Source organism: Shewanella sp. Iso12, from assembly GCF_012030025.1.
Classification (GTDB): Bacteria; Pseudomonadota; Gammaproteobacteria; order Enterobacterales; family Shewanellaceae; genus Shewanella; species Shewanella algae.
On record NZ_JAAUHW010000007.1, the window covers coordinates 108584 to 125619 of the forward strand.

The 17036-nt window shown below is 54.3% G+C and carries 14 protein-coding genes; 9 read left to right on the forward strand and 5 right to left on the reverse strand.

Annotated features, from left to right (window positions below; all coding sequences use genetic code 11):
* Positions 1 to 268: 268 nt before the first annotated feature.
* The 9 genes from HCX89_RS13350 (at position 269) to HCX89_RS13390 (ending at position 9337) form a co-directional block, all read left to right on the forward strand.
* Complete coding sequence (locus HCX89_RS13350; protein WP_025886840.1) at positions 269 to 2305, forward strand: cytochrome c; 2037 nt, start codon at positions 269 to 271, stop codon at positions 2303 to 2305.
* A 113-nt stretch (positions 2306 to 2418) separates the two neighbouring features.
* The gene (locus HCX89_RS13355; RefSeq protein ID WP_243881568.1) at positions 2419 to 2805 is read left to right on the forward strand and encodes a rhodanese-like domain-containing protein; all 387 of its coding nucleotides are present in this window, start codon (positions 2419 to 2421) and stop codon (positions 2803 to 2805) included.
* Between the two features lie 38 nt (positions 2806 to 2843).
* Positions 2844 to 3596 carry an FKBP-type peptidyl-prolyl cis-trans isomerase gene (locus HCX89_RS13360; protein ID WP_044733604.1) on the forward strand — a complete coding sequence of 251 codons (753 nt, stop codon included), beginning with the start codon at positions 2844 to 2846 and terminating at the stop codon, positions 3594 to 3596.
* A gap of 11 nt (positions 3597 to 3607) precedes the next feature.
* On the forward strand, positions 3608 to 4261 hold the full coding sequence (locus HCX89_RS13365; protein WP_028779621.1) for a hypothetical protein: 654 nt from the start codon (positions 3608 to 3610) through the stop codon (positions 4259 to 4261).
* Between the two features lie 75 nt (positions 4262 to 4336).
* Positions 4337 to 4837, forward strand: a complete 501-nt coding sequence (locus tag HCX89_RS13370) for a nitrous oxide reductase accessory protein NosL (protein WP_109247260.1) — start codon at positions 4337 to 4339, stop codon at positions 4835 to 4837.
* Positions 4838 to 4842: 5 nt separating this feature from the next.
* Complete coding sequence (nosD, locus tag HCX89_RS13375) at positions 4843 to 6147, forward strand: nitrous oxide reductase family maturation protein NosD (protein WP_109247261.1); 1305 nt, start codon at positions 4843 to 4845, stop codon at positions 6145 to 6147.
* The gene (locus HCX89_RS13380; RefSeq protein WP_109247262.1) at positions 6134 to 7045 is read left to right on the forward strand and encodes an ATP-binding cassette domain-containing protein; all 912 of its coding nucleotides are present in this window, start codon (positions 6134 to 6136) and stop codon (positions 7043 to 7045) included. Before nosD ends, HCX89_RS13380 begins: the two co-directional genes overlap by 14 nt.
* Positions 7045 to 7884, forward strand: a complete 840-nt coding sequence (locus HCX89_RS13385; protein WP_096142044.1) for an ABC transporter permease subunit — start codon at positions 7045 to 7047, stop codon at positions 7882 to 7884. The genes HCX89_RS13380 and HCX89_RS13385 overlap by 1 nt, the downstream gene beginning before the upstream one ends.
* A gap of 172 nt (positions 7885 to 8056) precedes the next feature.
* Complete coding sequence (locus HCX89_RS13390; RefSeq protein WP_025009298.1) at positions 8057 to 9337, forward strand: winged helix-turn-helix domain-containing protein; 1281 nt, start codon at positions 8057 to 8059, stop codon at positions 9335 to 9337.
* A 10-nt stretch (positions 9338 to 9347) separates the two neighbouring features.
* Here the strand turns inward: HCX89_RS13390 and HCX89_RS13395 are convergent, their stop codons facing one another.
* The 5 genes from HCX89_RS13395 to putP form a co-directional block, all read right to left on the reverse strand.
* Entirely contained in the window at positions 9348 to 9806 is a 459-nt protein-coding gene (locus tag HCX89_RS13395; RefSeq protein WP_044733608.1) for a universal stress protein, read from the reverse strand.
* 196 nt (positions 9807 to 10002) lie between these two features.
* Entirely contained in the window at positions 10003 to 11106 is a 1104-nt protein-coding gene (locus HCX89_RS13400; RefSeq protein WP_025009300.1) for a phosphoribosylaminoimidazolesuccinocarboxamide synthase, read from the reverse strand.
* A gap of 1302 nt (positions 11107 to 12408) precedes the next feature.
* On the reverse strand, positions 12409 to 13656 hold the full coding sequence (locus HCX89_RS13405; RefSeq protein WP_167716364.1) for a glutamate-5-semialdehyde dehydrogenase: 1248 nt from the start codon (positions 13654 to 13656) through the stop codon (positions 12409 to 12411).
* Between the two features lie 46 nt (positions 13657 to 13702).
* On the reverse strand, positions 13703 to 14845 hold the full coding sequence (gene proB, locus HCX89_RS13410; RefSeq protein WP_167716366.1) for a glutamate 5-kinase: 1143 nt from the start codon (positions 14843 to 14845) through the stop codon (positions 13703 to 13705).
* Positions 14846 to 14950: 105 nt separating this feature from the next.
* Positions 14951 to 16447: a sodium/proline symporter PutP gene (gene putP / locus HCX89_RS13415; protein ID WP_044733612.1), complete on the reverse strand. Its 1497-nt coding sequence runs from the start codon at positions 16445 to 16447 to the stop codon at positions 14951 to 14953.
* Positions 16448 to 17036: the final 589 nt, after the last annotated feature.

Genomic DNA, 17036 nt, shown 5'->3' on the forward strand with positions numbered 1-17036 from the left:
TATTTTTCAATTTTCAGCCGGGGTTTTGAGGTTTTTTGAGAAATAAAACGCTCAAAAAAAGAACTGAATAGTTCTGTTGTTCAAGATTAAAGTTACTGTTTTTAAAGGTAAATGTAAGGTGTTGCTTTCTTGAGTTCTCAAGCGGGGGCTAGCTGTGCTCTGGCGCAGCTTTTTGTCCTTGTACATATGAAGAATGAGTCGTGACCGGTCAAGCCGGCAATAACAAGTTCGTTTGTGAAATAACCGACGACAAATTCAGGAGTATATGATGAGACGATGGCAACAAAGGACAACACTCAGCATGTTGTTTTGTTTAACTGCCGTCAGCGGGGCTGGTGCGCTCGCGGCAGATAAACCAGGTCACGGCAATAAGCAGATGGGAGAGTCGGCGCAGAAGGTGATCGCCAATCCCAACGGCATGGAAAAGGTAAACGGCGTCAAGACGCTGCAGGACTATATCGTTCAGGAAAAAGAGCTGTTCGACTACCTGTTCCAGAATCACCCTGTGTTCAAGTATCAGGAGCAGGGCAAGTTAATTGGTATGTACAAGGTCAGTGACCGCGGTGAAGAGTACATGGACCAAGGTAACGGCCAGAAGTACAGCAAGCGGGTGGGACGCCCATCTGCGGTGCAGTATCGTTTGGCGGCCAAGTCTATTCTCGACTTCCCCAATAAGTTTGTTGGCCCTGAGAAGTGCGGTGAGTGTCACGCGGTGCAGTATGAGAAGTGGCAGCGCTCCCGTCACGCCAAGACCATACGTTTCCCCGGTGAACACCCGGAAGTGGACAATGATCTGAAGAAAAAGCTGTATGGTTCTGATGCTTCCGTATTGCCGGACGGCATAACTCCGGATGCTATCTACGCCACAGTCGGTACTCCAAGAACCAAGTATGGCTATATCGACAGCTTCCTGGTGCGTGGTTCCTACCATATTGAGGGCGGTCTGCTGAAAGACGGTACAGGTACCATGGTTGCCGGTGGTAACCAGTTCTCCCGTGGTTGGGCCGAATGGTTGACCCCGGAAATGGCCAAGAAGATCCAGAAGGTGATTCCTGACTTCCCCACCAAGATGGAAGACTTCGGCGCCAGTGGTTCTCACCAGTGGGGCATGACCTCCTACGGTGCCAAGTACAAGAAAGAGTTCCTGTTCCAGCCTGCCAGTTCCTACTGCGAGGTTTGCCACAGCTTCAAGTTTGACTTCAAGAACAAGCAGGAATACCTGGATGCTCTTGGCGATCCCAAGAAGCTGCAGGAACACACCATCAGCCGTGGTATCGCTTGTGAAGAGTGTCACGGCGCCGGTGGTCACCTGGATGGTGGTAACGGTGGCGGCATGCCTTCCAATTGTGAACGTTGTCACCAGCGTTTCAACTATATCGATGAGCTGGCCGAGACAGAGCAAGGCAAAGAAAAGCTGGAATACGCCTTCAACGTCAAGATGAAGTCCGCCTGTCCTTCCTGTGGTACCGAAGGTTCACAGATGTTCATGTCTTCTCACTATGACAAGGGTATGCGCTGTTCTACCTGTCACGATCCACACGAAGTCACCAGCAATGACTGGAAATCAGGTTATACCAAGCCTGCCATCAAGAAAGACTGTGTTGACTGTCACCAGGTTCAGGCCGAAATGGCAGCCAATACAGGTACCCACGCCAAGAACAGCTGTACCAGCTGTCACATGCCCAACATGGGCAGCTGTGAGAACTTCACCGCGATTCAGTATCCGGATATGGCCGGTTTCGACGCAGTGCGTAAGTCTCACCTGTGGAAGATTGATGTCAGCCCGGATCGCAAGACCCTTAACCCACCCGAAGGTCAACCTCGCAAGTCCACCACCAAAGGTTGGACTGTGGCCAAGGATGAGAATGGTCACGGCTATCTCGACCTGATGTGGACCTGTGCCCGTACCTCTATCTCTGACCACGATGTGGTTGAGCGTAAAGGTTGTCACAGCCAGTTCCAGTCTGAGCTGAGCAAGGGCCTGCACTTCAAGGATCAGAAAGAGATCTACGGCAAGGTCATGAAGTGGCAGACACCTGTTAAAGACAGCCTGGCCAAAGTGGAAGAAGCGCTCAAGCGTGTTGATCGCAAAGTCGCCAAGAACAAGCTGTCTATCGAAGACAAGACTCAGGTACTGCTGCTGACCGACAAGGCCCGCGACATAGTTGAGTTTATTCGTAAAGACGGTTCCTGGGGTGTTCACGCTCCCCGTTACGCAGTCAAGCGTATGGATGCAGCTGTCACTTATGTGACTCAGGCTGAAGCCATCGCCGACGGCAAAGGCACCAAGACAGCCTCGCTGTAATTAGGCAACTCAGGCTCCGGGCGCTCGTCCGGAGCCTTTAATGGAGGATAAAGATGCGAGTCCGACTCTCATTGAAACAGGCGCTGAAACAGTCCTTGCTGCCACTGGCATTTATGGTTGCGACACCGGCGGTGTTGGCCGGCGGTGGCGGGGATCTGGTTCCTGCACCTTACCACGAAGAGATACTCAACCAGATCTCCATGCGTGAGGCCGAGATGCTGCTCAGCCAGCCCGGAGTGATCTTCTATGACGTCAACACTCTGGAGATATGGGGGGATGGCTTCATTCCCGGCGCCATCTACTTCAACGTCAATAACTGGAAGACATTGTTGCCGGAAAACAAGGACACCACCATGGTGTTTTACTGCGCCAACCGTCTCTGTACCTCCAGTAATGTGGCCGCCAGAGAAGTGATGAAATTGGGTTATACCGACGTCAGGCAGATGCCGGATGGTATCTATGGCTGGCGTATTTCCGGACGGCCGATTGAGCGTCCTTGAAAATAGATTATTTGGGCATTGAATTTAGAAATTGCAGGATGAAAACCATGAAATTACAAAAACTTGCTACTACTATTTCCCTCTCACTTTGTCTGAGCCTGCCCGCGCTGGCGGCCGACTTGAAGACAGAGACAGACAAGACCTCCTACGCCCTGGGCGCCTCAGTGGGCAACTATATTTCGGGCCAGGTTTACCAACAGCTGGAGCTGGGCGCCGAAGTCAATATGGAGCTGCTGATCACCGGCTTTACCGATGCTCTTAAAGACAAGCAGCAACTGACAGATGAACAGATCCTGGATCTGCTCAACCAAAGAGCCATCGCCCTCAACGAAGAAAGAGAGGCGCGCTTCGACAAATTGGCCGAAGAAAACCTCAAGGCCGGCGAAGCTTTCCTGGCCGAGAACAAGAAAAAGTCCGGCGTTAAGGTTACCGACAGTGGCCTGCAGTACGAAGTGCTGAGCATGGGCAAGGGCAAGAAGCCCAACCCTGAAGATGTGGTGACAGTCAATTATGTCGGCAAGCTCATCGACGGCACAGTATTTGAAGACAGCAACAAAAACAAAGCCGCCGGCCGTTTCGCGCTGATGACAGTGATCCCCGGCTGGGAAGAAGGCCTGAGACTGATGCCCGAAGGGTCCAAGTTCCGTTTTGTGATCCCTGCCAAGCTGGCCTATGGCGAGCAGGCGCCCGGGGTGATCCCGCCGCAGGCCACTCTGGTGTTTGAAGTCGAGCTGGTCAAGGTCGAAAAGCCGGGTAAAGACAGCAAGCACCCAATGCCTGGCCACGGTTGACAGGAGGCACTATGGCTAATCCGCTCTGGTTGGGACTGGCCCTGCTGAGCCTGGCATTTATGAGCCTGTTTGCCCTCTATCAGTGGCAAACCTGCCGCGGGGACAGAGTTCTTCCTGCCCTGTGGCACTGGAGTCTGCTGCCGCTGCTGATCATAGGCCTGAGTCTTGGGACTTACTCCTATACCGGCCGCTACCAGGATTGGCAGTCGGCCGAGGCCGACGACAGCATAGACTACCTGCTGGCCGCCGAAATTGTCCGGCTCAGACGCGCCAGTGCCGAGGCGCCACAAGACAGTGCCCTGATGCAACAGCTGGCCCAGGCCTATGTGCGCGGCGGCATGTATCTGGATGCGGTGGCTACCCTGAAGCAGCAGTTGCAGCTTCAGGGCAAGAGCGCCGCCTTACTGGGGCAGTTGGCCGAAGCCGCCTATTACCGAGATCAACGCCAGTGGTTGCCGGAATCCCAGGATTGGGTCGAACAGGCCCTGGCGCTGGATAGTGCCGATCCCGGCACCCGGCTGCTGCTGGCCAATGATGCCTTCCTCAACCAAAGATATGCCGAGGCCATAGGCCACTGGCAACTGCTGCTGGACAGCAACAATACGCAACTGGATCGTGAGGCGTTGCAATATGCCATTGCCAACGCCCGCAGCCGACTCGAGTGATTTTTCAACCCTCGCCAAATGGGTTGTCCCTGCAAGGCCCCGGCGAGGCGTTGAATCTATTGATTGGAGAGAAAGATGAAAAAGACACTGCTGGCCATCGCCATTCCCATCCTGCTGCTGGGGCTGCCCGGATGTACTCCGGCGCAGAGCCACAATCATGAACATCACGCCCAGCACCTGAAACAGCATGACAGGTGCCATATGTGCGGCATGATGATCACCAAATACCCTGGGCCCAAGGGCCAACTTATGCTCAAAGACAGTGATGCCGTGCCCAAGTTCTGCTCCAGCCGCGACATGTTCAGCTTTGCGCTGCAACCGGAAAATCAACGCCGTATTGCCGCCATGTTTGTTCATGACATGGGCACTACCGACTGGGAGCAGCCGGACGACAACGCCTTTATCGATGCCACCAAGGCCTGGTATGTCTATGGCACCAGCAAGAAGGGAGTGATGGGGCCTGCCGTTGCACCGTTTTCAACCAAGGAAGCGGCGCAGGCTTTCGCCGAAGCCTGGGGTGGCCGGGTACTGGCCTATGACGAGGTCACCCTGGAACTGCTGGAAGGAGCCAACTGAGACAGATGTTACGCACCCTGCTGGCGCTGATGCTGCTCTCTTTTGGCTGCCTTGGCAGCCAAAGCCCGCTGCAGGCACGCATAGATGCACTGAGTGAAGGCGAGGTGCTGACTCTCTCTGCCGCCGAGTATTTGGGGCCGCTGGTGATCGACAAGGCTATCGCCATTGTCGGTGAGCCCGGCACCATAATCGATGCCGGCGGTAAAGGCAGCGCCGTGACTATCAAGGCCGCCGGCGTGCGCCTGCAGGGGCTTGAGATACGTAACTGGGGCGGCGATCTTTATGAACATGATTCCGGGGTGCGTCTGCTGCCGGGTGCCGATGATGTCCGCCTACTGCAGCTTGAGCTGTCGGGGCCTGGATTTGGCATTCATGGCGAGCAGCTCAAACGCCCGGAAGTGGAATACTGCCACATAAGCGGTGACGACAGGCGTTATCTGCTGGATAGAGGTGACGGCATCTTTCTCAAATATGTTGAGGCCCCCGAGCTGCACCACAATCAGATAGCTTCGGTGCGCGACGGTATCTATCTGGAAAACGTCGACGCCAGCCGGGTCAGCCACAATCAATTCAGCCGCCAGCAATATGGCATTCACTATATGTATACCCGCAATGACAGTGCCTGGAACAACAGCGCCAAGTGGCTACAGGGCGGCTATGCGCTGATGAGCTCCAAGGGGATCACCTTGGAACACAATCAAGTCAGCGCCGCAATCGACTTTGGTATCTTGCTCAATGTGACACAGCAGAGCGAGGTGCACCATAACCGGGTGGCGACTATTCACAACCCCAAAGGCGATCCCGCCATCGCCAGTGAAGGCAAGGGGCTGTTTATCTACGGCGCCGCCGACAACCGTATCAGCCATAACCATTTCAGTGACAGCGATACCGGTATCAGTGTTGCCCTGGGCGGTGAGGGCAATAGTCTGTGGCGCAACAACATAGAAAACAATCTGACTCAGGTGCGTTATGTCGGCAGTAAATCGCAGGAGTGGAGCCTTCTGGGACAGGGCAACTATTGGAGCAGCTATCAGGGCTGGGATCTCGATGGTGATGACATAGGCGATACCCCCTATCTGCCCAACGATGCCCTGGACAGGCTGTTTTGGCTTTACCCCGAGGCCAGATGGTTGATGGACAGCCCTGTGGTGCTCTTGCTGCGCTGGCTGCAGCGCCAACTGGCACTGGCCGAGGATATAGGTATTCGCGACAGTTTTCCTTTGTTGCAGCCCATTGATATTACGCTGAAACAAGAGATGAAAACCAATTCGCAACAGAGTGACGAGGAGACCCACTATGCCCAGCATTGATTGTCGGCAATTGGCCTATGTCCGTGGCGACAGGCCTGTGCTGGAGGATATCAGCTTGCAGCTGCCCCAGGGTAAGTTGCTGGCATTGCTGGGCCATAATGGTGCCGGCAAATCGACCCTGATCAAACTGCTACTGGGGCTGCTGAAACCCGCCGGTGGCGAGCTGAAGATTCTCGGCAAAGCCGCAGGTGAAAGCCCAATGCAGGTGGGTTATCTGCCGGAGAACGTCAGCTTCTACGACAATATGCCCTTGGGCGAACTGTTGAATTATTTCGCCGGGCTCAAGGGCATAGGTGCGGCCAGAGTCAAAGAGCTGCTGGTTGAGTTTGAACTGGACGGCTTGGTAAAACGCAGGTTGGGACAGTGTTCCAAGGGCCAGAGACAGCGACTTGGGTTGGCGCAGGCACTACTGAGCTGCCCCAGATTACTGTTGCTCGATGAACCGACAGTAGGCCTGGACCCCTCGGCCTCGGCGCTCATGTATGCCCAATTGGCGGCGCTGAAACAGCGGGGCTGTACCATAGTGGTTTGCACCCATGAACTGGCTTTGGTTGAGCCGCATCTTGACTTGGCGCTCATGCTGGCAAATGGCCGGATGCGGGCGCTGGGAAGCCTGGATAACCTGAGGCAAGAGGCTGACTTACCACAGGAGATCCTGTTGCCATCTCGGCTGGACCTCATTGGCGATCCCGTGCTGGGGCCGAGCTTTTCCGCTGGCCGGTTGAAACTGGCTAAGGCCAGCGTGCCGGAGGCGATAGCCATACTGACGGAGCAATACCGCTGCTTTGACTTTCAGTTGCCTCCGGCCTCGCTCGGTGAGCTGTTTCATCATTTTATGGCACCGCTTGACTCAAATCGCCGGAATGTCGCGCCCAAAAGATTCGGGGAGGCCGCCTGATGCAACTGGTCAGAGAAAATGAAGCATTGACACCCCAGCGGCCTAATCCGTTATTTATCGTTGCCGCCAAGGAGTTCAAAGATTGCCTGCGGAGCCGCTGGTTGCAAACGGCTTGCTGTTTGTTTGCCCTGTTGGCGGCTGCGGTTATTTTCGGCGCAGGGGCCTTAGGCGGTGAGTTTCGTTGGCAGGCGCTGCCGCAGCTGTTCAACTCTCTTTTAACCTTAAGTGTCTTCTTGGTACCGCTGCTGGCGCTGCTATTGAGTTTCGATGCCGTGGTGGGGGAGGCCGAAGCCGGCACCCTGTTATTGCTATTGACCTACCCCTTGAGCCGCAGTCAGTGGCTGGCCGGTAAACTGATGGGGCAGGGCGGCGCCCTGCTGCTGGCTTTGCTGCTGGGGTTTGGCTTGCCTTTGGGGTTACTGCCGGTATTGGCTCAGGAATATCGTAGCGTCGAGTTGCCCGCGGCCCTTGCCCTCTTGCTGGCCAGCGCCTGGTTGCTCGGGTTGGTGTTTATGCTTTTAGGCTACTGGGTCAGCATGCAGGTCAAACAGAAGGCTCAGGCACTGGCGCTGCTGATGCTGCTTTGGCTGCTGCTGGTGCTGCTCTATGATCTGGCCTTGCTGGTATTGGCCGTGGTTGCGGCCGATACCCTTGGGCAGTCGGGATTGCAGTGGCTGATGTTGCTGAACCCGGCCAGTGTGTTTCGCTTACTCAATCAAAGTTTTCTGGGCTTGGCCAGTGGTGTGCCGACCTGGCCCTGGTTACTGGGAATACTCTTTGGCTGGCTGTTGTTATTATCTTGGCTGTGCCGCTACAGTTTTCAGCGCCGGCCGCTGTGAATCTGCTATTGGAGTTTGCTGTATTAGATAGTTTTTATTTAACGAAAACAAATTGTTAATTGATATAAGTATCACATTCTGACTGTTGCACTCAGGTTAAACTTATAACCTATCCTCAAGCTCCCGTGAATGGGGGCAGTCAAATCTTCTGGAGTGACTTTTCGGAGTGCCAATGCAACAGCTGACTCCCTATTTGGCGTTGGATACCAAGGCAAAACACTTGCTGGATCAACGCGATGGTTCAGAAATCGTCCTGTCGTTTTCTGAGGCTCAGGTATTGTCACACCTGTTGTCTGCCCCGGGAAACGTGTTTGGAAAAGACGAGTTGCTGGCTGTAGGTTGGCCGGAGCGGGTGGTGGCGCTGACCTCACTGACCCAATGCATCAGTATTCTCAGAAAGAAACTGGAACCCTATCCCGAAATTCAACTCAAGACGGTTGCCCGCCGTGGCTATCAGCTGAATATTTCCGAACAGTCCCATGTGCATATGCTGGCCATCTCAGATGGTGAAGCCATCCGCACTGCCTTGGTGAGTGTGTCTCTGAAAATAAAACTCCTGGGTATTTTATTGCTGTTGGGGCTGGTGGGCTTCTTCTGGTACTACAGTGACTATCACGAAATGGTCAAACAGGTGAGCCATTGGCGTGCCGACAAGCAGTTACCCTTGAATGTGGGAGGCACGCTGGCCTCGGCGCAGTTGTTTTACAGTGATGAGGCCAAGCAGCTGCATCCTTCCATGTGGCAAAAGCATCTGGCGCCTGAGGGAAATCTTATCCCCGGATTGAAGCATTTCAGCGCTTATGCCGCCTCGGATGGCCGTAATTACTCTTTTGCCATCTGTCCCAGTGCCGATGAAACCGGCTGTGACGGTGATGGCATCATCAATATCACCGCCATAGATCCCAAACCTGCCGGTCTCAGCATGAAGGAGTTTGTGCCCCTGAGCCAGGAGATGGAGCGGCGGATCCGCTACAACCGCATTATTTTGCCGCCGGCGGTAGACAATGCCGAGTTGGTGGAGCACAACTACCATGCGGATATCTATTTCCCGGTCGCCGATGAGCTCTTGGTGCGTACCGATCTCAGCCTATCGCTGGTTTACGACAGTAAAGACTCGGGGCAGTTTTATTCATCGGCCTGCGTTACCGACCAGGACTGCCTTACCACACCGATAAAATATCAACTGCGGGGCTATTTTCACCAGTACCGCACCGAGATTTCCGGCACCCCGGTGGATGTGTTCCAGGTGAAAGTGAACCAGAAAGAACTCACCAAGCCGGACAATGTCAGTGACTCGGCGATGCACTTCTATCGCGAGATCCGTAAAGACGATATCCGTGATGAGGAGATCTACTACTTCCGGGTCTACCAGGATCACAAGACAGCCGTTTGGATAGTGCCGCAGATGGGTAATTTACTGGCCTGGACTACCTACAGTGAAGTGAAGCTCTGAGCCGATAAGGCTACTTTACTACCATCACGGGGCACTTGGCCTTGTTGATAATCTCCTCGGCGACACTGGGCAGCAGCCAATGGGCCAGCGCAGTGCGTTGATGACAGCCGATAACTATCATGCCGACATTGGCGTTCTCGGCCTCTTCGAGGATTTGGCCGGCAGCGCTGCCGCGGCGGATAAGCACCTCGAGTTGCTGCTCTGGATGCAACTGCTGCAAAAGTGCATGGATTTTCTCCGAGGCGTAGGCCTGCATATGTTGCTGTAGCTGCGCCTGGGTCACGGCCACTATGCCGAAGTTCTCTTCGTGATGGGGCAGAGTGGTAATGTCTTCGCCATAGGCTTTGCTGATCACATGCAGCAGCCTCAGCTTCACTTTATAGAGTGCAGCCAACTCTATGGCATATTCCAGGGCGTGTTCGGATTCTTCAGAGAAGTCGACCGGACAGAGGATTTGTCGGGTACGCATGATGCATCTCCTTTTACTCGGCCTTGGCCACTTCTTTAAGTTTAAGCCAGCCTTGGCAAGGTACAAATTTGGCGTTCAGGGGAGATATTCGCAGGTGCCGGTTCGGCTAAAATCCCTGTCATTGAACGAATAAAGCCCCGGACGGGGCTTTATGCTTAACGGGAAACTGCCTGAGTCGCAGCCGCGGCAGAATGCCTTAGTCCACCAGGCCGTATTGTTCCTTGAGTACCCGGATGATTTCTGCCTTGGGATTATCCGAGAGAGTGATCTTGGCTCCGGTGACTTTCTCGGCAATACCTGTGTAGGTACGCGAGACATTCATCATGGCCTCCAGTGGCAGGTCGTTGTCGCGGGCCAGGGCTTCACGTTCCGGCATTCTATCCTTGTTCAACAGGATATCCGGATCCGGGAAGTGGTTGAGCAGGAACTGACGGAAGCCTTCTTTGGAGTTCTCGAGGATCTTGCCGTCACGGTAGGCGCTGCCATCCCAAATACGTGAAGAGTCTGGGGTTCCCACTTCATCCATATAGATAAGCTTGGACTGGCCTTGTTTGTCAGTGACATAGCCAAATTCGAACTTGGTATCGACAAAGATCTGATCTTGCTGTGCCAGCGCCTCGGAAATGACTTCGAATCCCTGCTTGAGCAGCTTTTCGTACAGATCGATATCTTCAGGCTTTTCAAAGCCGAAGGCCTCGAAGTTGGCTTCGATATCTGCGCGACTGATGTTGACATCATCCTGCTCCGGTACCCCGGGGATCCCCTTGAGTATGCCCTTGGTCGATGGGGTGATCAGTAACTCGGGTAGCTGCTGGTCCTTTTGTAATCCTTCCGGCAGCGTGATGCCGCAAAATACCCGCTCACCCTTTTGATAGGCGCGCCACATGGAACCGGTAATATAGCGGCGAATAATGGCTTCCACCTTTATCGGGCGAGCCTTTTGCACTATCCACACGAAGGGATGGGGAATGTCGAGAATATGGCTGTCGGCCAGCCCTTTTTCCTTGAACAGGCTGAACCAGTGGTTGGAGATGGCATTGAGCGCTGCCCCTTTGCCCGGGATCCCTTTGAGGTCCTCTTCGCCGTGGAAGATGCAATCGAAGGCGGAGATACGATCCGAGATCACCATGATTGCCAGCGGAGTATCGGCGGGCACATCATAGCCCTTTTCACGGATCAATCTGGCGCTGTCGGCCTCGGTCAACCAGTAGACACTGCGCACTTTTCCGCTGTGAACCGGCTTGTCGGTGCGGATAGGCAAATCATTGTTTACGGCTAGAACGGAATCAGCAAGACTCATGACGAGTATTCCTCTGGGTGTAGGGTTTAAGGCTAAGTCCGGCAGGCGGGGTTATTGTTATCTGCCTGTTTCCGGGAGAATGCGAGCCGGCGGCGGGGCAGCAGCAAGCAGCAAAAAAGGCTGTGCTTGAGAGGTAGAGCCGCTGTGGAGTCATACAAGTATGAGATGCCGCCGACAAAAGATGGGCTATTTTACCTCAGTCGCAACCTTTTGCCACGGGGAGGCTTTGTTTACTGGAGCAAAACTCTGTTCGCGATAGAGACTAATGAGGTTGAACCCAGGGAGCTTGGGCGCTGATTCGGCATCCATGTTTCTGCCGCCTTATTATGCGCCAATGGCTGCCGGCTACACCGAGGGGAATTGGTGCAATTCTGCAATCATAGCGTTGCTTGAAATTGTTTATATACCTACAGACATACGCCTATTTTCCAGGCTCAGGTGGAACTGTGACCTTCTGAGCCAGGGATGTACTCGCAGCGAGTCACAGGATCGCCTGTGCATAAGCCTGCGGCAGGCAATGAGAAACATCCGTCGCCGGAGGCCCTGCCAATACTAATTAGTAACTTTTAGCTGGAAGCTATGATAGCCGCTGTGCCAGCGGCCTAAAGTCGTGGAGTAAATGCATCCATGCACAACGGCCAGTTCGCCATCCCTGGCTCTCGCTCGAAAGCACGTTGCTACGCAACTCTCGCCAAACCACACCGGGCAAGGGGCTTTGCTTGTCCAAAGCCCCTTGCATCCCCAAGGACACCCCGACGTAGCCGAAATCCCCGCTGGCTTATGAAGCAAATTGGCTACACTCAGGACTCGCATCCGTGCTCGACCTTCGAGCCTCGACATCCCTGTCTCGGCTACGCCAATTTGCAACAACGCCAGCGGCGGCTCCGAAGGGGGAATTGGTGCAATTCTTCCCACACAGAGTTGTTTTGAGCTGCAGACATACGCCTATTTTCCAGGCATAGGCGGGACTGTGACCGTCGAAAACAAGGATGTTTTCGACGAGGCTACAGGGACGTATTCACGCCGTGTCACAGGATCGCCTGTGCATAAGCCTGCGGCAGGCAATGAGAAACATCCGTCGCCGGAGGCCCTGCCAATACTAATTAGTAACTTTTAGCTGGAAGCCATGTTAGCCGCAGTGCCAGCGGCCTAAAGTTGTGGTTCAAATGCCTCAATGCAGAGCAGTCAGTGCGAGAAGGCCGTTCTCGGACACCCTGTCCTTATTCGGGCTTCCAGCATCCGCACTCTAGGTGGTGGGCAATAGCGGTTTGGCAGTAAGCCCCGCTATTGCCAAACCCTTCCTCAATCGCGTGTCTGACCTGTGCCATTGACCAGGAATTTCTCCGTGGTCAATGACTCCAGTCCCATGGGGCCGTAGGCATGGAGCTTAGTGGTGGCGATACCGATTTCGGCACCTAGCCCAAGCTCGCTGCCGTCGCTGAAGCGCGATGAGGCGTTGACCATCACCACAGAGGCATCGACTCCTTGCTGAAACTGTTGCGCCGCTTGCTGGCTTTCGGTGCAGATCACCTCGGTATGGTGGCTGCCGAAGCGGGCGATATGCTCCATGGCATCCGCCAGCGAGTCGACCTGGCGTACGGCGATTTCCAGGCTCAGGTATTCCTGGCCGAACTCGTCTTCCGTTAGCACAGTGGCCTGGTCGAAGAAGGGTGCCGACTTTTCATCGGCATTAATTTTCACCCCCTTGTCGGCCAAGGCCTGAGCGGCGATAGGCAGCCAGACTTTGGCGATATCCTTGTGTACCAACAGGCCCTCTAGGGCATTACAGACACCGGTGCGCTGGGTCTTGCCGTTGAGCAGTAGGTTGAGCGCCTTTTCCACATCGGCATCTCTGTCGACATAGAGGTGACAAACGCCTTTAAAGTGCTGGATAACCGGGATTTTAGAGTTGTCGCTGACAAAGTTGATCAGGCCTTCGCCGCCTCTTGGGATCACCAGGTCGATGTAGTCGCGCTGCTGCAACAGTTCCAGCATCAAGGCGCGGTCGGGATCCGGCACCACGGATACCAGCGCGGTCGGCAGTTTGAACTCCTGCAGCACTTTGTGCAGCACTTTGGCTATCGCCAGGCTGGAGTTGAGTGCCTCTTTACCGCCCCGCAGTATTACCGCGTTGCCCGATTTGAAACACAACGCTGCGGCATCAGCGGTCACATTGGGGCGCGCCTCATAGATCATACAGACTACCCCGAGCGGCACTCTGAGCTTGCTTATCTGAATACCGTTGGGGCGGCGGCCCAGCTCGCGGCGCTGACCCACGGGGTCATCCAGCTCGACTATGGTGTCAATGCCACTGGCCATGGCGGCGATCCGCTCTGGCGTCAGGGTCAGACGGTCGAGCATGGCTTCGCTGAGACCTGCGTTGCGGGCCGCAAGGAGATCTTCCTCATTGGCCTTGAGAATATTGTCATTTTCAGCGAGAAGCGCCCGGGCCATCGCTTTCAGCACCTGATTTTTGGTTTGGGTATCTATGAGTGCCAGCTCCCTGGCCGCCTTGGCCGCTGAGCTTGCCAGTGTGGTTATCAGACTCATTAGGGTCCTCCTTTGTTCGTTGCGCTACTCTGGTGGCGGGCCGCTGCTATTCTTCCAGTTGCGGCGTTTTACTGAGTAGGGCGATATCTTTTTCCGAGACTATGCCGCCCAGGCTGTCGGTGAAGCTGTCGGCCAGTTCAGGGTCTTCCTGCTCGGCGATAAAACTCAGCAGGCTGCTGCTGTAGTTGCTGCGGGCCTTGGCCAGACGGGTGCCGTCGTCGCTGCGCAGCAGTATGGTATCGCCGGCGGCAAAGTTGCCCTTGACCTCAAGTACTTCATTGCTGGAAAGCTCGGCGCAATTCTTGGCGCTGTCCATCACCTCATCGGCGGCGACTATCACTTCCCCTTGAGCCCTGACAGTGTGGGTCAGCCAATGCATCCGCTCCTGCAACGGAGTTTCGGATGCCCGGAACAGGGTGCCGGGATTGCGACCCGACAACAGGGCGTTGAAGCTCTCCTCTTTGAAGCCGTTGACTATATAGGTATCAATGCCGTGGGAGCTGGCCTTTTCCGCCGCTTCTATCTTGGTGCGCATGCCGCCGGTGCCGACATCGCTGTGACTGCCGCCGGCCATGGCATAGATGGCGGCATCGATTTTATTGACCTCGGGCAGCAGCTCGGCATCGCTGTGCAGATGCGGGTTTTTGTTGTAGAGGCCATCAATATCCGAGCAGATCACTAAGGTATCAGCGTCGGCCGCGGCTGCCACCATGGCCGACAGGTTATCGTTGTCACCCACCTTGAGTGCATCTGTGGTGACGGTATCGTTTTCGTTGAGGATCGGCAGTATGTCGTGATCCAGCAGGGTAAACACGGTTTCCCTAATCGACAGGTAACGCTCTCTGTCGCGCAGATCGCCATGGGTCAGCAGAATTTGCGCCGTGGGAAAGTCGAAAAACTTATCCCAGGTCGCCATCATCTCAGTCTGCCCGGCGGCGGCCATGGCTTTTTTCAGTACCACCTGGGCCTCAGGGCTATTGGCTTCACTGCCAGGTTTGAGCGGAAATCTGTGGGCTCCGGCGGCAATTGAGCCGGAAGAAACCAGTATGGTCTGAATGCCTTTAGCGCGGCAGCGCACAATGAATTGGGCTATGGCCAGCAGATAGCGCGAGCTACAGCCCTGTCTGTCAGGGGCAATCAGGGCGCTGCCGACTTTTAAAACAATTCGTTGCCTTGGTTGCTTATTCATAACTTCCTTAACCTGTTTGAGGTGTTACTTCGAAGCGGATTGGGGATTGAAGCTAGACCCGGCGTCTGCCACCGGGTCTATAACGGGATTTGTAATGTCCAGCTATCAGCCGACCTGCTGCAGCTTTTCCCGGGTAGCGTGGAAGGTCTTCTGCACTGAGTGTGAGGGATCCTGGCTAAAGTGGCTGACCAGCACTATGGCCGTGGAGCTTATGATAAAGCCGGGAACTATCTCGTAGATCACGCTGGAGAGTGTCTTGCCATCGGGCAAGACAGGCAGCAGGATCCACAGCAGCACAGTGATGGCGCCGGTGAGGATACCGGCGACGGCACCCGAGTGGGTCATCTTCGACCAGAACAGACTGAACAGCACCAGTGGCCCGAAGGCGGCACCGAAACCGGCCCAGGCGTTACTCACCAGTGACAATATGCTGCTGTCGCTGTCCAGTGCCAGTAAAGTGGCCACGGCAGCAACGGCAAACACCCCGAGGCGACCTATGTTAACCAGCTTCTTCTCGTCTATGTCCTTGTGGAACACGGCGCGGTAGACATCCTCTGTCAGTGAACTGGATGACACCAGCAGCTGTGAGGAGATGGTGCTCATGATGGCCGCCAGAATCGCCGCCAGCAGGAAGCCACTCACCAGAGGGTGGAACAGAATTTCCGAGAACAGAATAAAGATGGTTTCCGGGTCCTGCAGCCCAGGGTGGAACTTGTTGACATAGGCGACACCGATAAGGCCTGTGGCCAGGGCGCCGAGTATGGTCACCAACATCCAGCTCATGCCTATGTTGCGGGCCGTCTTGATATCTTTCACCGAACGAATGGCCATAAAGCGCACTATGATATGTGGTTGACCGAAATAACCCAGTCCCCAGGCCATGCTGGAAACAATCGCCAGCAGGCTCATTTTCTCCACAGATTCAGACAGAGGTACTATGGTGTGATTGGCCTGCGCCATCATCTCAGTGCCATTGTTGAACTCCTGAAAAGCCACTATAGGCACCATCACCAGGGCGACAAACATAATACAGCCCTGCACAAAGTCGGTCATACTGACGGCCAGAAAGCCCCCCAGCAGGGTGTAGGCCACCACCACTGAAACAGTGATCACCAGGCCTAGCTGGTAACTCAGGCCGAAGGCGGATTCAAACAGTTTGCCCCCGGCGACCAGACCGGCAGAGGTGTAGAGAGTAAAGAAGAGTATGATCACCGCTGCAGAAATCATCCGCACCGAGCCGTTTTTCTTCTCGAAGCGCTTGCTGAAAAAGTCCGGCAGTGTCAGGGCGTCATCTGCTTCCTGGGTATAAACCCTGAGCCTGGGCGCTACCAGCAGATAGTTGAACCAAGCGCCGATAAGCAGGCCAAGCGCAATCCAGATGGTGTCGAAGCCGATAACAAACATGGCGCCCGGCAGACCCATCAGCATCCAACCACTCATATCGGAAGCGCCGGCCGACAGCGCCGTGACCTGAGGGCTGACCTGACGGCCGCCGAGAATGTAGCCCGAAATATCATCGGTAGAATTGCGATAGGCAAACAGGCCTATCGCCAGCATGACCACAAAGTAGATGGCCAAAGAGATATAACTCGAATAATCCATAGATTAGTGCCCGTTATTGCCAGTGAAGGCTTGATTGAGTTTTTGTTTGCAGAATGGGTACAGGTAGGTTGAGAGTACGAGCCAGAAACACCCTAATTGGATCAGGTACTTGGCTTTATCTCTGAGGCTGATTTGGTAGCGTGAAAGATGACTGTCAGACTCCTGTGAGCTGTTGGCATTCATCGTGATTCTCCTTCCTTAAGTTTCATCTGAAGTTGGGCTAACGAAAAACCACTTGAAGGCTAACCAATCTATTGATTAGTGTTCAAATGGTTTTGGTTCGAACGATATTATTCATGTTTATCAGAAAATGATCAAGTTTATATCTGAGTGGAATACTAGGTTTTAAACTGACTGAAGAAGGTTATTTTTATACGAATCAGTTGCTTGTATTGTGGTTATTTTAGTTTTTTCAATTTTTAATATATTGCATACAATTATAAGGCAAGCGATAGGTTCTATATTTGAGCTATAACAATTTTCTGGTTTGGTTCTGATATAAACCGGAAATAATTAGGGTTTAAAATTAATTTACGATAGCGTCGGCTTCTGCCAAGCGAACCACTGCAAACCCGTGTAACCCCTGGGG

What these genes read in the sequence shown, in the direction of transcription:
- nosD (WP_109247261.1), top strand. Translation starts at nt 4,843, where the DNA reads ATGTTACGCACCCTGCTGGCGCTGATGCTGCTCTCTTTTGGCTGCCTT.
- HCX89_RS13350 (WP_025886840.1), top strand. Translation starts at nt 269, where the DNA reads ATGAGACGATGGCAACAAAGGACAACACTCAGCATGTTGTTTTGTTTA.
- putP (WP_044733612.1), bottom strand. Translation starts at nt 16,447, where the DNA reads ATGGATTATTCGAGTTATATCTCTTTGGCCATCTACTTTGTGGTCATG.
- HCX89_RS13355 (WP_243881568.1), top strand. Translation starts at nt 2,419, where the DNA reads ATGGTTGCGACACCGGCGGTGTTGGCCGGCGGTGGCGGGGATCTGGTT.
- HCX89_RS13405 (WP_167716364.1), bottom strand. Translation starts at nt 13,656, where the DNA reads ATGAGTCTGATAACCACACTGGCAAGCTCAGCGGCCAAGGCGGCCAGG.
- HCX89_RS13380 (WP_109247262.1), top strand. Translation starts at nt 6,134, where the DNA reads ATGCCCAGCATTGATTGTCGGCAATTGGCCTATGTCCGTGGCGACAGG.
- proB (WP_167716366.1), bottom strand. Translation starts at nt 14,845, where the DNA reads ATGAATAAGCAACCAAGGCAACGAATTGTTTTAAAAGTCGGCAGCGCC.
- HCX89_RS13360 (WP_044733604.1), top strand. Translation starts at nt 2,844, where the DNA reads ATGAAAACCATGAAATTACAAAAACTTGCTACTACTATTTCCCTCTCA.
- HCX89_RS13395 (WP_044733608.1), bottom strand. Translation starts at nt 9,806, where the DNA reads ATGCGTACCCGACAAATCCTCTGTCCGGTCGACTTCTCTGAAGAATCC.
- HCX89_RS13365 (WP_028779621.1), top strand. Translation starts at nt 3,608, where the DNA reads ATGGCTAATCCGCTCTGGTTGGGACTGGCCCTGCTGAGCCTGGCATTT.
- HCX89_RS13400 (WP_025009300.1), bottom strand. Translation starts at nt 11,106, where the DNA reads ATGAGTCTTGCTGATTCCGTTCTAGCCGTAAACAATGATTTGCCTATC.
- HCX89_RS13370 (WP_109247260.1), top strand. Translation starts at nt 4,337, where the DNA reads ATGAAAAAGACACTGCTGGCCATCGCCATTCCCATCCTGCTGCTGGGG.
- HCX89_RS13390 (WP_025009298.1), top strand. Translation starts at nt 8,057, where the DNA reads ATGCAACAGCTGACTCCCTATTTGGCGTTGGATACCAAGGCAAAACAC.
- HCX89_RS13385 (WP_096142044.1), top strand. Translation starts at nt 7,045, where the DNA reads ATGCAACTGGTCAGAGAAAATGAAGCATTGACACCCCAGCGGCCTAAT.